The sequence below is a fragment of the Holzapfeliella floricola DSM 23037 = JCM 16512 genome (assembly GCF_001436605.1).
Taxonomy (GTDB): Bacteria; Bacillota; Bacilli; order Lactobacillales; family Lactobacillaceae; genus Holzapfeliella; species Holzapfeliella floricola.
Genome location: NZ_AYZL01000020.1, coordinates 87,442 through 101,088, shown reverse-complemented (window position 1 = coordinate 101,088; position 13,647 = coordinate 87,442). Strand labels below are relative to the sequence as shown.

Sequence of the window (13,647 nt, the reverse complement as noted above, 5' to 3'; positions counted from 1 at the left end):
CAACAGCTGATGGACTTTTTAAATCTATAATTGTTGGGCTTTCACCATCACCAACTCGCTTTAATCGACTTTAAGCCACTACTATTCATCTTAGTTTTGTTTTTTATAATCATCAGGAAATACGATTACTGGACCGTCATCATTTGACTTTTCCGTATTTGTATCTTCCGATGACCGGTTATTATGTTCAGATTGTACCTCTTGATCATCGCTTGTGTCAAGGTCATTTACAGAAATAGGTTCTTCGCCATTTGCTGGGTATATACGTTGACGGCCAAAATATTTATCTAGGAAATATTGCCAGTCATCACTTTGAAATTCTTCAAGTTGTGTCTGTAATAATTGACCGTATTCTTGTCTTGTTTCAAGTATTCTTTGTTTAAGCAATTCATAGTCATTATTCAATGACTTGATTTTTGATTGTGCCTGTGATTCTTCATGTTGGAGTCTTTGACTAGTTTCTTCTTTTAATGATTCAACATACTGTTTAGCCTCTGAAACAAGCTTATTAGAATCTGTTTGCGCTTGATTCTTGATTTGTGTTGCTACTTCCTGGGCACTAATAATAGAGTCATTTAGAGAATTCTTTTTATGGTCATACTCATCAAGTTGTTGATGCATTATTTGTCGCTCTTGCTTCAACTGATCAACTTCTTTTAGTAAATCACTATAGTCAACAATAACTTGATCTAAAAATTCGTCGACTTGATCAGGATCATATCCCCACATTTTCCTTTGAAAATCTTTTTCATGAATGTCTTTTGGTGTTAAATTCATTGTTTCTTATCCCCTTTTCTTGGTCCTCCACAATTTAAGCCTTAGCCGATGCTTTCCACGTTTTGTTTCGCCTTCTTCAACCACAAACTGAAAGCGACCAAAGTGTCGCACACTAATATAGTCTCCAGGTAAGATTGAAGAAGATAACTGTTTAGGTAGCAGCGCCACCCAATTACGCTTAACGGCTGATGATTCAACCAATTGCTTAACGGCAGAACGACTTTGATTGGTAGCCGAGGCAATTAAATTATCAATTCTCTTTGAACTTGTTAGAATTGAAGTTTCTTCATAATTTTGGTCAGGTATTATAACTTCTTCTAATGGTACATTTATCAGTTTGATTTTTATTTTAAAAATTGATGTTAACTCTTGTTCAGCATAGTCTGCCATTGTTTGATTAACAAAAAATTGCCAGGTACTGCCTTGATTGACAATATCACCAAACGAATTAAATTCAACACCCAATTGATGTAATGCTGCATAAATTTTACCATGAGACAACTCATTGAATTTGCTATTATAACTAATTTCAAACGCGTTTATCTCAAATGAAACATCATCAATAGAAGTTTGTTTATCGCTAAATAGCAAAGCCCTTTTTCGCTCAGCTTCCCCATCAATAGATTTATATCCACCAAAAAAGCTAACGTAGCATTCAGTTTTAGAAACTTTCAACAGCTGACTTAAAATAAACTGTTCCCTTAGAGTTAAAAAAGGAGTTAGGATTTTTCCACCATATGAAAAGTGAGTTTGATTAATCAAACCCACTAAATAGTTTATTGTTTTATGTTCATTGGTCTCAAAAAAACTATAGAAGTTACTTGCTTGTAATTTCATTAACCTAATAACCTCCAGATTAATAAAAAGAAATTAGGTAAAACATAGTTTTGTGCTAGATATAGCACAAAAACACCAATGACTGGTGCAAAACTAATGCCACCAATTGCCGGAACATATCTTTCAATAGTACCAATATAAGGATCTACCAATTTACCAAGTAAACGTCCCAAACTGCCGTTTTTTAAAGCTGGAACCCAACTTAAAAGTGCATCTATTATGATAAGAATAGAGTAAATGTTAAGCACAAAATGTATTATTTTATAAATAAAAATAATAAAATCAGCCATTAATCTAAATCATCCTTATTTTGTTCCATCATTTTTGTAATTTTACCATCGATTTCGAATTTAGGAGGAGTGGCTAGAAAAATTTTATCGCCAACACGTTCAATTTTACCGTTTAATGAGTAAACTGTACCTGTTAAAAAGTCAACAACTCTTTTTGCTTGGTCGTCTTCCATTCTTGAAAAGTTAATGATACATGCACCATTATTCAAAACTTGCTCTGCCACGTTTTTGGCATCTGAATAAACTCTAGGTTCAAATAAAAAAATCTTATTTGAAGGTTTTTTATCAGAATTCAAAGGGACCACATTGTCTCTTTTTGTGTTATTAGTTTCGTTTTGATGGTAATCATTTTCTTTTTCGTAATCATAAGTTTCTTGTTCAATATCTTCGTCTCCAAAACCAAAGAATTTTTCAAATTTTTCAAAAGCCATAATGATTCCTCCTAAATATTTCTAATCATAATTTATTAAAATTTATTTTTGCGGCGTCTAAAGAACGGTGGTAAGTTATTATCATCATCTTGATGTGTTTCAACGTCTGTATTTACTGTACTCTCATCTTTTTCTGTTCTAAAGCTTCCAAATGGATTGCTTTCAGTATCATCATCTGAATAAGTATCAAAACTTTTAGACTCTTGACTTTCTTTCCAATCAGAAGTTGGATCAAAAGTATTTCTTTCGGTACCATCTTCACGATTAGTATCAAAAGTGAATTCTTTCTTAGGTTCTGCTTTTGGTGATACTTCAGTTTCTTTTTGAAGTTCTTGTTGTGAATATGCCGCGTGAGTTTCTGCTTGACTACTTGAATTTAAAGTAGGTTGTGGACGTGTATTGAGTGATTCTTTTGTGATTGAAGGCTTAACGCTATCACCATTTTCAATACCCGTTGCAATCACAGTGACAACAACTTCGTCTCCCAAACTTTCGTTAATTGACGTACCAAAGATAATATTAATATCATCACCAGCTGACTGGCTAACAATACTTGAAGCATCTTGTGCTTCAAACAATGTTAAATCAGGTCCACCTGTAATATTTAATAATACTTGTTTTGCACCATCAATTGAAACTTCAAGTAGCGGTGATGAAATAGCTTTTTTAGTAGCTTCAACTGTACGATTTTCGCCTGTAGCATAACCAATCCCCATTAAAGCAGAACCTTGATTTTGCATAACTGTTTTAACATCAGCAAAGTCTAAGTTCACGTAATCTGTTGATGTAATCAAGTCTGAAATTCCTTGAACACCTTGACGTAAAACATTATCTGCTTCTTTAAAGGCTTCAAGCATTGGTGTCTTTTTGTCAACAATTTCAAGTAAACGGTTGTTTGCAATAATAACCAATGTGTCAACAAACTCTTTCATATTTGAAATTCCTTGAGCGGCATTTTTGCTTCTCTTGGGTCCTTCAAATAGGAACGGTCTGGTCACAACACCAACAGTTAAAGCACCTGTTTCTTTAGCAATTTTAGCAACAACTGGAGCTGCACCTGTACCGGTTCCGCCTCCCATTCCGGCTGTTACAAAAATCATATCAGCGCCTTTTAATTCATCTTCAATAGCTTGTGCACTTTCTTCTGCAGCGCTTTCTCCAACTTCTGGATTAGAACCAGCACCTAGTCCACGTGTTAGTTTAGGACCTAACTGTATTTTTGTTTCAGCTTTTGAACTTTCTAATGCTTGCACATCAGTGTTTGCAACGATAAATTGTACGCCTTGTACATCTTCATCAATCATTCGGTTAACTGCATTTCCTCCAGCACCCCCGACACCAATCACCTTGATGATGGCGTTATTTGTATCTTGTGAATCAAATGAAAAATCCATAAAATATGTGCCTCCAATTATTAGTCAAAAAATTTACTCCAGAAATTTTTGAGTTTTTGTTTTCCTTGCTTAGGTTGTTTATTATTTGAATTCTGTTGAGTAGAAGAAGAGTTGTTTTCTGATGGCTTTTCAGAATCATTATGTACTTGTTCTTGTTCGTCACTAGAATTGTTAGAAGCATTAGGTTTATTAAATTTACTAAACAAATTGTTACTTCTTTTATCAACGTTAACACTAACACCTTTACCATCTATATTAACACTAATTAGGTGATTAATTAAACGGTCAATATCCTTTAATTGAGACATATAGTCAATAATACCATATACATTTGTGTATTCTGGATGTCTCATGCCCATTCGATCTGGACTATAAATTCGCGTTTGGATACCATAAAAGTTTTGAACAAACTCTTCTAGACCTGCTAGTTCAGCACTTCCACCGGATATCACAATACCCCCAGGAGCTTCAAGTAAATCATGGCGATACAAAGCTGAACCAACATTATCTAATATTTGATCAACACGCGCACCAATAATTTGCGATAGATACCTTTCGTCCACAATATCTAAATTCTTTTGACCAATTTTTTCAACTGAAAAAGTATCTTCAACACGAGTTTGAGATTCCATCGCATTACCAAAATCAATTTTTATTTGTTCCGCTGAATTTTTGGATGTATTCAAAACAACTGCAATGTCATTTGTAATATCACTTCCAGCCTCCAGGTCTACAAATGCATACCTTAACTGATTACTTTGAATGACAGAAGCAGTTGTTTGCCCCCCGCCAATATCCAGTAAAATAGTACCAAATTCTTTTTCGTCATCTGTTAATGCAACAGATGAAAAAGCTAAAGGTGCTGCAACAAAGCTTTGACTTTGGTAACCCGCAGTTTCGATTGCTTTTTTTAAATTATGCATGAGGTATTTAGGTGCTGACATCATGGTACCTTTAACTGCAAGAACTTTTCCCATCATACGTCTTGGATCACCGACATTGCCTAATCCGTTAACTTTAAAATAAAGTGGTGTAAAACTAACGACCGCTTTATCTTGATCCAAATAAAATTCGAAGGCTTGGTTTAAAGCCCGTTCAACATCTTGGTTGTCAATTTCTCTAGCTTCTTGATCAATTTGATATTCTGTCTCAATAATTTTCAACTGTAGCATATTAGCAGGAATAGCTGTTACTACTTGCTTAATATTATGCGTACCAGCTTTTTCTTCAACGTTGCTTAATACTTGTTTAATTGCTTCTGCTGTTTGATTAATATCAACAATATTGCCTTTATCTAATCCCTGAGTTTTAACAGAGGAAACTCCAATAATACGAATATCATTAGAAGAAATATCAGCAATTGTTGCTTTGACATTTTTAGTACCAATATCTAAACCAACAACTAACTTTTGATTACTCAAAATTTATCCCCCTATACATTAGCGTGGATTATTTAGTCTAAACTAAATTTTATCATAATTTAGAATTATTATGATACTGCTAAATCTAATTATTATAGTTTTTTTCTGTTTCATCTGATAATGGTTGTGCAAAATAGCCTACTTCTAAATCAATCAAATACTTTTTGTTATCTAGCTTTTCCTTCATTTTATCGTAATAACTTGATTTATCAACAATTGTATCTTGATTTCCTAATATAATGTTACCATCTTTCATAACAAATATAATTTGATTTTGTTTTAATCCATCAACTCGAATCTTGGCTACTTCTGTTTTCACTTTGTCTGACAGCCGATTGAATAAGCCAACGCTCTGTAGAAGTCTATCTTTTTGATTATCTCCTTGAAATCCGAAATAAATAATGTGGTCCTTAGGGTTTTCAACATTTTCTGGAGATACTCTACCATCCGTCACTATGCGTTGATATCCAGAAGCATTTTGGAGATACCCGATAACTTCAGCAGGAACAGCTGTCATATTCAATTCGTTATAATTAGTGATTTTTAAATCTAATCTTGCAATAGATGGATAAGTTTCATTGACTTTTTGACTTAATGTTCCTTGATTAAAATAGGCAATCAATACTTTATCATTTGGATTGAAAATCACTAATTTTTCAAGTTCTTCTTTCGAAATGATATTTTCAGAATTTATATCAACTTTGCTAACATTTGATATTGGGGACATATAGTAGATACTTGCTAATATAACCAATGTTGCAATCGTGAATATCAAAACCAGCTTTTTAATTAAAGAACGTCGTCTTTGAACTTTTAATTGAGTTAAGCGTTGGCTAGCTCTTTCCGGCTTATTCTTGACGTCTTGATTTTTCTGGCTAATCCAACCATCTAATTCTTGCCGTGGATCTTTTTTTGTGAACTTTGAAGACGACGAGTTTTTCTTCTTATGACGTCCCATGATAAATCACCACCTATTTTCACTAAACTTACTGCGTAATATCATGTACCAACTCAATTAGTCTATCACTTGCATCACTAATACCATGTTTCTTAGCTGCTAAGGACATTTTTTTAGCATATGAAGCATCTAACAAAATATGATCAATTGAACTGACAAAGTTATAATCATTTAAATCACTTTCAGCTATCACTACTGCGGCACCGGTTTTTTCTAAATCTTGTGCATTTTTAGTTTGATGATCATGCGTTACATTAGGGCTTGGAATCAAGATAGACGGTGTTCCAACAGCTGTCAACTCTGCTATTGTCGTTGCACCCGAACGAGAAACAACTGCTGTTATTTCTGGTAAAATGGCTGTCATATTGTCAATATATGGCATAATGACAATGTTTTTTTGAACATTTAGTTGTTCTTTAGCAATTGTTTCTTTAACCTCATTATAATAATGACGCCCTGTTACAAACATAACTTGATAGGGTTTGTGATTTAAGACATCCAAAGTGTCTAACACTTTATCATTAAGCGCTTTTGACCCCTGAGATCCCCCAAATACTAAGACAGTTGGAACATCATTTTCTAGGCCAAAGTCAGTTAGTCGAGCAAACTGTGTCATTTCGGCAACTTCTTGTGACCTTGGATTCCCTGTTTTAACTAGTTTTTTCTTTTGCGAAAATTGAGTAGCTGCTCCATCAAAAACATAGGCAATTTTAGTTACAAAATGAGATAAAAATTTATTAGTAATGCCCACAACCGAGTTTTGTTCATGAATAATAGTGGGAACTTTGAGCCTTGAAGCTGCGTACACAACTGCGCCACTCACGTATCCACCACTCCCAATTACAACATCTGGTTTAAACTCTTTAATCATTTTCTTTGCTTCACGAACGCTTTTAAAGAAAAGGTTTAATGTTTTAAAGTTATCGAAAGTTAATTTACGTTTAAATCCTTGAATTTCTAATGATTTGAAATCAATACCTTCTTTGGGAACAAGGTCACTTTCTAATCCCCTTTTACTACCTACAAAAAGAACATCCTCTAACTCGCCACGTTCTTTCATTCTCTTGATTAAAGCTAGCATTGGATAGATATGACCACCCGTTCCGCCACCAGTAACTAATACTCGCATTTAATTTACCACCAAACTCTTAACATATTTTATAAAACAATCGCCACGTTCTTCAAAACTATCGAATTGATCCCAACTAGCAGCGGCCGGTGAAAACAAAATGATTTCACCAGGACTACTTTTTTCAAACGCTAGCGGGACAGCTTGTTCTAGAGTATCCACAATACTGATATCGGATAGTCCTGCTTGCTTAGCAGCTTTAGCCATCAATTCTTTGGTCTCACCATACAAAACAATTTTACTAACATGTTCTTTTAACGCTATAACTAAATCATCAAATTCAAATCCACGATCTAATCCACCAGCAATTAACACTTCTGGATTATTAAATGAATTAATCGCCACCAACGCCGCTTCAATATTAGTTGCTTTTGAGTCATTATAAAATTTCCGATTGGCAATTTCATCAACATATTGTAACCGATGTTTAACCCCTGTAAACGTTGTCAGTGTTTTTTTAATCGCTTGATTTGTAATTCCCATGAGCTTAGATATTGCTACAGCAAAACTAATGTTTTGTAAATTGTGTTGCCCTGGTAATTTAATTTCATTAATGTTAATAATTTTTTCTTCTTTATACTGCAAGCAATTATCCTTAATTGAAACTACAGATTCTGACTTATTTTCCAAACTAATGGGTTCAAGTGTTGCTTTGCTATATTCTGTTTCAATTTTTAAGATGTCGGATTGATCTTGATTGACTAAAAGAAATTGTTCTGCAGATTGATTTCTAGTAATAGACAGTTTAGCACTAATATAATTATCAAAGGTTTTGTGATAATCCAAATGTGTTGGATAAATATCAATAATGGCAGCGATATCGGGTTTAATTGACGGCATTCCCATCAATTGAAAACTAGATAATTCTGTTACTAAGACGTCATTTGGCGTTACTTTTTGAACGATATCACAAACAGGCACGCCAATATTTCCTACCGCATAAGCCTTCCCTTTTTTAAGACCATTGTTCAACATATCTGCAACTAATGTTGTGGTCGTTGTTTTGCCATTAGAACCTGTTATGCCGATAATCTTAGCGTTGCAGATGGAAAATCCTATTTCTGGTTCTGTAACAATTGCAATGGATCGGTTTAATCCTTCTTGTACCATCGGATTATCATATGAAATACCCGGACTTTTTACTATGACTTCAAAACTGTATTTATCATACCAATCAAGTGCTAATTCACCTGAACGAATATTCACACCTTTAGACTGTAATTTTTCAGCATCAGTATTACCAGACAAATCTTTTGATTCATTCAAAAAGACTTCACAACCTAGGTTTAATAAAACATTAGCAACAGAATAGCCGCTTTTACCCATACCCAAGACCAAAACGGTCTTGTTTTTATAATCTGCATTTTCCAAAATTTAAATTCCCCCAAAAATCAAGTAACAAATTGAAGCAACTAAGCCTACTGCCCAGAATAGACCATCCACTTGCCATTCATTCATACCTAACATTTCAAAATGGTGATGAATAGGTGACATTTTAAATAGCCTCTTATGCGTCATTTTGAAATAAGATACTTGTAAAATCACACTAAGTGTCTCTAAAACAAATACGATTCCAATAATCAGCAATGACCAGGGACGGTCTAGTAAGATAGACACTGTCGCTAAAATCCCCCCCAATGCCAATGATCCAACATCGCCCATGAATATTTTAGCTGGTTTTTTATTAAAAATCATAAACCCAATCAAAGCAGAAATTAAGGTTATAATAAAAACAAATACGCTTAAATTATTTTGATTGTATGCAATAACACCATATGTACCAAAGGAGATAATACTCAATCCAGTAGCTAAGCCATCTAGTCCATCCGAAAGGTTTACCGCATTTGAAAATCCAACAATCCAGATTGTGTAAAAAACAAATAGAATCATAAGTGATGAGGTACTTCCAACAATTGGCAACTGCAAATTAGGTAAAATCCCTGTAGCTGTTGCAATAGTTAAACTGATAACTGCTGCTGCAACTTGTAATGTGAATTTTTGATAAGCTTTCAGTCCCAAATTTTGTTTTTTGAAAACTTTGATAAAGTCATCAAAAAATCCAACCAGACCGTAAACCAATAAAATAACAAGTAAAACATAAAAGGCACTTGTAACCGTGTGGAACAGACTGAGATAAATAAAAGAAAAGATAGCTGTAACAACTAAGAAGACCAGCCCTCCCATTGTCGGTGTCCCAGCTTTTTTTTCGTGCCACTTAGGACCTTCTTCTCTAATCTGCTGTCCTTCTTTGTGTTTTCTCAAATAACTGATATAAAATGGCATAGTCACACATATACCTAAAATGGTAAGTATGATCAAGAAAGCCACACTAGCATTAAACATTTAATTTCCCAACCTATCTTTTATTTTAATGTTACCGTAATTTGACCATTATCTGTCAAGGCCTGACCTTTCGAGATTGACTGGGCAGTAACAGAACCAGCTACATTTTGATTTTCATAGTTGATTTTTTGTCCTGTAAGCGCAGCAAACTCATCAACCGTATCTTTCGACCATCCTGTCATATCAGGCATTGTTAAAGCCCCATTTGTTAACAGTAGCAATTTCTTAGAAGTTGAAATCATAGTTGATGGTTGTAAACTCTGTCGAACAACTTGTTGACCATCGCCCAATATAACGGGTGTCACATTAGCTGTTTTACTCAAGCTTGTCGCTTCTGAGATTGTTTTTCCTGTAAAGTCAGGAACACTAACAGACGTTGGCGTTGTGTTTGTTGAGCTCAACACGCGTGTCATTAATGGCTTGAAAATATTAGACATTATTGTTTCTGCAGCTGCAGTCATTTTTTGTGGCTGCTTAACAGTGATATATAATGTGTATTTTGGATCATCTGCTGGTGCCATACCTACAACAGAAAAAATGTAGTTATTACTACCTGTTAAATAGCCACCACCATTGGGATTAGCTATTTGGGCAGTACCCGTCTTGGCAGCAATATCAAATCCCGGAACTTTGTAAGCAGTCCCTGTTCCATAATTTTGATAAACAACATCTTTCATTGCTGAAAGAACTTGACTAGCTGTTTGTTTAGAAATCACAGGGTTACCGACATTTTCAACTTGATATTGACTACTATTTTCACCCGTATTAGGGTCTGCAATATGATCAATAATTTGTGGCTTGACCATCTGTCCTTGATTTGCAATTGCACTAAAGGCTTGCATCATTTGAACTGCTGTTACGTTTATTCCTTGACCAAAAGAATTGATAGCAAAGTCTAAATCAGTTTTAGATTGTCGGCTACCAACAACTTCTCCTGGTAAAGTAATTCCTGTTTTTTGATTGATTTGGAATTTTTTAAGATAATCATTAAAAACTGTACTGCCCATTTCTTGTTCAAGTTTTACCATTCCCACATTACTTGATCTAGGAAAAGCTTGAGAAATTGGAATACTACCCCAACCAGACCAATTCCAATCTCGAATAGTAGACCCATTAACATTTACAGCTCCTGATTGGTAATATTGATTAGGATTATATGTGCCGTTTTGAATAGCTGCAGCTAGTGTCAAAATCTTCATAACAGAACCTGGTTCGTAGCCGTCTTCAACTAATGTATTACGCCATGAATTATTTAAGTTGTCTTTGGTTGTTGGGTTAAAAGTTGGCCTTTGTGTTGCAGCTAAAATTTTACCTGTTTTAGATTCCATTAAAATAGCGTTCATACCCAATGGCTCGTACTTATTTTGAGCTTCAGTTAAAAGCTCCTCCATATAGCTTTGAAGTCGACTATCTATAGTTAAATGAACATCTTTACCGTTAGATACCTTCTGAATCTCTTGCTGACTCCCTGGCATCTCATACCCTCTAGCATCGACTTGTGCCCTCTTTACACCGTCTATACCTTTTAACGTATCATCCATGAATTTTTCAATCCCCATGTTACCTTTCAGATATTGACTATTATTTTCATTTGTATCCAATTGTGTCAATCCAATTGTGTTAGAGGCAAAAATGCCATTTGGATAAAGTCGTGAGGGTGTTTCTGTAAAATTTATCCCCGGTAAATTTAATTGTTCAATTTGTTTCTTCATTTGTAAAGACAAATTGATACCTGCCACACCAAAGCTAACTTGAAATGCATTTCGTGTGTTCAAGTATGATAAAAGTTGTTCTTTGGAAGCTGGTAAAACTTTACTTAATTTTTCTGCTGTTTCTTCTTTATTAACTACATACAACGGTGTTTTTTTATCTATAGAGACCTGTGTGTCACTGAGTACAGCATAGATAGAGTATAATCTTGAGTCGGTGGCAATGACTTGATTGTTGTTATCATATATCGTTCCTCTATTTGCTTTTTCTGTTATTGTTTTGTCGTAGGCATTTTTTATTAACTGTCCTAAGTTTTGACCATCAACCTGGCCAATTGTTGTGATATAAACAAACCTCAACGCAAAAATGATGAAAACTAAAAAGACAACTAGCTCTAAAAAAATCCCCATTGCTCTGCTATATTTCTTAGCTTTCATATTTTCATTTGGGGCTTTGTTTTTATTAGGGTTCATGCTCATTTTTGAATATTCCTTATATTGCCTTCGATTAATTGAAGGTGGTTTTGCTGTGTAATATCTGCTAATTTTTGATTATTAGTCAATTCACCAATATCTTGTTGCAAATCGATATTTTTATTTTGTGTCTGTGTAATTGAGGCATTGATACTTTGCAAATTCTGCTGTGATTGCGTACTAAGTACACTTGTAAAAACCAAAGCAATCATCGCTACAAACCCGGTCGCACCTAACCCTAATAACATTATTTTTTCACTAGCAGTGTGTTTTACAACATCTTTTTTATTTGAGTAATTTTGCTGATTTTCACTTTCCATTTTGAAATTGGTTGGCTTTTTAGTGTAGCCATAATCGTAATTGTGCTTTTTTAGTGGACTATCTGCCATAATATCCAGTTCCTCTCCTTATTACATCTTTTCGGCAACACGTAATTTAGCACTATGGGCACGATTATTGTGTTGGAGCTCTTTTTCTCCGGCTGTAATCGGCTTTCGAGTTATTAATTTTAATTCTGGTTTTAGATGATCAGGTATAATGGGCATATTGCTTGGAACATCAACTTCTGAATGTTCCTTAAATATATTTTTTACTATTCTATCTTCTAGAGAGTGGAATGATATAACACTAATCCTACCACCCGGTTTAAGTAAAGAAATCGCATCTTCTAGAGATTTTTCTAAAGCCTCAAGTTCATGGTTAACAGCAATCCGAATAGCTTGAAAACTTTTCTTAGCTGGATGACCACCATGCCTTCTAGCAAACGCTGGGATAGATTCTTTGATGATTTCACTAAGCTGTGTTGTTGTTTCAATAGGTGCGATTTCTCTTTGCTTCTCAATATTTCTAGCAATGTTTTTAGCAAATTTTTCATCACCATAGCGCTTTAAAATACGATTTAAATCTTGGAACCTCCAAGAGTTGACTACTTGATAAGCATCCAGCTCTTGTGTTTGATCCATTCTCATATCTAACCGCGCTTCATAACGATAACTAAATCCTCTTTCGGGAATATCGAATTGAGGGGAAGAGACGCCCAGATCATAGTAAATGCCATCAACTTGATCAATATTTCTTTCATTTAACTGAGTCTTTATGTTTTCAAAATTAGAATGAACAAGATGTAGTTGTGATTTTTTTGAATTAGTAGTTGGATCGAGATAATTTTCGTAGACTTGCTTAGCTCTTTCTAAAGCCATTAAATCTTGATCAAAACCATAAAGTGTCGCTTCTGATATTTGTGATAATAAATAGTTAGCATGTCCACCACCACCAAAAGTACAGTCGACATAGGTCCCTTTATTCTTAGGATTAAGTTGATCAATTGTTTCATGAAGTAATACTGTTGTATGATTAAATGTCATAATTATAATTCCAAATCTTTTTTAGTTTAATTGAGTATCATCGTATAAAAGCAAGTTCATAAAAAATGCCTTTAAACATGCTCTCTTATACCACAAATTTACCATAAATTAAGGCTTTAAACCAGTCGATTTATATATTTGACTCCATATTACATTGATTCTTTAGAAAAAATTGTTAACTATAGTCAATAGACTCAAAAGTAATAAACAAACAATCGATAAAAACGATTGAAATTTACAAAACTTCATCAAAAATACTTTCATATAAATATTTCGATTCAGGATAGCTGTGTAAACAGCATAAACACTGATTGCACTTGCTAGAATAATAAGCACTATCGGTATAAAATGACTAAGCCCATCAGTTAATGATAAATTAAGAACTGCTACCCAAGCAAAAACAGAAAAAACATCGTATCCACTAAAATATGATTTTTTTTTGAATAATGGCTGACTTACAAAATAAGAAATTATTAAACCTATCAAAATAATTAAAAAATACAAACTCATCCCTCCTTAT

The 13,647-nt window shown here is 34.1% G+C and carries 14 protein-coding genes; all 14 read right to left on the bottom strand.

Annotation, left to right across the window (positions count from 1 at the left end):
• Window positions 1-90 precede the first annotated feature (90 nt).
• Window positions 91-777: a DivIVA domain-containing protein gene (locus FC86_RS04705; RefSeq protein ID WP_056974921.1), complete on the bottom strand. Its 687-nt coding sequence runs from the start codon at window positions 775-777 to the stop codon at window positions 91-93.
• A gap of 6 nt (window positions 778-783) precedes the next feature.
• Window positions 784-1,614, bottom strand: a complete 831-nt coding sequence (locus FC86_RS04700) for a YlmH family RNA-binding protein (RefSeq protein WP_056974920.1) — start codon at window positions 1,612-1,614, stop codon at window positions 784-786.
• Complete coding sequence (locus FC86_RS04695; RefSeq protein ID WP_056974919.1) at window positions 1,614-1,904, bottom strand: YggT family protein; 291 nt, start codon at window positions 1,902-1,904, stop codon at window positions 1,614-1,616. Before FC86_RS04695 ends, FC86_RS04700 begins: the two co-directional genes overlap by 1 nt.
• On the bottom strand, window positions 1,904-2,335 hold the full coding sequence (locus FC86_RS04690) for a cell division protein SepF (RefSeq protein WP_056974918.1): 432 nt from the start codon (window positions 2,333-2,335) through the stop codon (window positions 1,904-1,906). The genes FC86_RS04695 and FC86_RS04690 overlap by 1 nt, the downstream gene beginning before the upstream one ends.
• A gap of 35 nt (window positions 2,336-2,370) precedes the next feature.
• Window positions 2,371-3,729 (bottom strand): cell division protein FtsZ, encoded by a 1,359-nt coding sequence (gene ftsZ / locus FC86_RS04685; protein ID WP_056974917.1) that lies wholly within the window; start codon window positions 3,727-3,729, stop codon window positions 2,371-2,373.
• A gap of 20 nt (window positions 3,730-3,749) precedes the next feature.
• Window positions 3,750-5,150 (bottom strand): cell division protein FtsA, encoded by a 1,401-nt coding sequence (gene ftsA / locus FC86_RS04680; RefSeq protein WP_056974916.1) that lies wholly within the window; start codon window positions 5,148-5,150, stop codon window positions 3,750-3,752.
• An 85-nt stretch (window positions 5,151-5,235) separates the two neighbouring features.
• Window positions 5,236-6,108, bottom strand: a complete 873-nt coding sequence (locus FC86_RS04675) for a hypothetical protein (protein WP_056974915.1) — start codon at window positions 6,106-6,108, stop codon at window positions 5,236-5,238.
• Window positions 6,109-6,136: 28 nt separating this feature from the next.
• Window positions 6,137-7,237, bottom strand: a complete 1,101-nt coding sequence (gene murG / locus FC86_RS04670; protein WP_056974914.1) for an undecaprenyldiphospho-muramoylpentapeptide beta-N-acetylglucosaminyltransferase — start codon at window positions 7,235-7,237, stop codon at window positions 6,137-6,139.
• Window positions 7,238-8,611, bottom strand: coding sequence for a UDP-N-acetylmuramoyl-L-alanine--D-glutamate ligase (murD, locus tag FC86_RS04665; protein WP_420836001.1), 1,374 nt, complete (start codon window positions 8,609-8,611; stop codon window positions 7,238-7,240).
• Window positions 8,612-9,580, bottom strand: coding sequence for a phospho-N-acetylmuramoyl-pentapeptide-transferase (gene mraY, locus FC86_RS04660; protein WP_056974913.1), 969 nt, complete (start codon window positions 9,578-9,580; stop codon window positions 8,612-8,614). It abuts the gene before it with no gap.
• Window positions 9,581-9,600: 20 nt separating this feature from the next.
• Window positions 9,601-11,769, bottom strand: a complete 2,169-nt coding sequence (locus FC86_RS04655) for a penicillin-binding protein (protein ID WP_056974912.1) — start codon at window positions 11,767-11,769, stop codon at window positions 9,601-9,603.
• Window positions 11,766-12,152 carry a hypothetical protein gene (locus FC86_RS04650; RefSeq protein ID WP_056974911.1) on the bottom strand — a complete coding sequence of 129 codons (387 nt, stop codon included), beginning with the start codon at window positions 12,150-12,152 and terminating at the stop codon, window positions 11,766-11,768. The genes FC86_RS04655 and FC86_RS04650 overlap by 4 nt, the downstream gene beginning before the upstream one ends.
• Before the next feature lie 21 nt (window positions 12,153-12,173).
• Window positions 12,174-13,127 carry a 16S rRNA (cytosine(1402)-N(4))-methyltransferase RsmH gene (gene rsmH, locus FC86_RS04645; RefSeq protein ID WP_056974910.1) on the bottom strand — a complete coding sequence of 318 codons (954 nt, stop codon included), beginning with the start codon at window positions 13,125-13,127 and terminating at the stop codon, window positions 12,174-12,176.
• Between the two features lie 162 nt (window positions 13,128-13,289).
• Window positions 13,290-13,631: a DUF3397 family protein gene (locus FC86_RS04640; RefSeq protein WP_056974909.1), complete on the bottom strand. Its 342-nt coding sequence runs from the start codon at window positions 13,629-13,631 to the stop codon at window positions 13,290-13,292.
• Window positions 13,632-13,647: the final 16 nt, after the last annotated feature.

Bases quoted from the DNA above. Each gene is read 5' to 3' on its own strand.
- ftsZ (WP_056974917.1), bottom strand. From the start codon at position 3,729: ATGGATTTTTCATTTGATTCACAAGATACAAATAACGCCATCATCAAG.
- FC86_RS04705 (WP_056974921.1), bottom strand. From the start codon at position 777: ATGAATTTAACACCAAAAGACATTCATGAAAAAGATTTTCAAAGGAAA.
- FC86_RS04655 (WP_056974912.1), bottom strand. From the start codon at position 11,769: ATGAGCATGAACCCTAATAAAAACAAAGCCCCAAATGAAAATATGAAA.
- FC86_RS04650 (WP_056974911.1), bottom strand. From the start codon at position 12,152: ATGGCAGATAGTCCACTAAAAAAGCACAATTACGATTATGGCTACACT.
- murG (WP_056974914.1), bottom strand. From the start codon at position 7,237: ATGCGAGTATTAGTTACTGGTGGCGGAACGGGTGGTCATATCTATCCA.
- rsmH (WP_056974910.1), bottom strand. From the start codon at position 13,127: ATGACATTTAATCATACAACAGTATTACTTCATGAAACAATTGATCAA.
- FC86_RS04695 (WP_056974919.1), bottom strand. From the start codon at position 1,904: ATGGCTGATTTTATTATTTTTATTTATAAAATAATACATTTTGTGCTT.
- FC86_RS04700 (WP_056974920.1), bottom strand. From the start codon at position 1,614: ATGAAATTACAAGCAAGTAACTTCTATAGTTTTTTTGAGACCAATGAA.
- FC86_RS04690 (WP_056974918.1), bottom strand. From the start codon at position 2,335: ATGGCTTTTGAAAAATTTGAAAAATTCTTTGGTTTTGGAGACGAAGAT.
- mraY (WP_056974913.1), bottom strand. From the start codon at position 9,580: ATGTTTAATGCTAGTGTGGCTTTCTTGATCATACTTACCATTTTAGGT.
- FC86_RS04675 (WP_056974915.1), bottom strand. From the start codon at position 6,108: ATGGGACGTCATAAGAAGAAAAACTCGTCGTCTTCAAAGTTCACAAAA.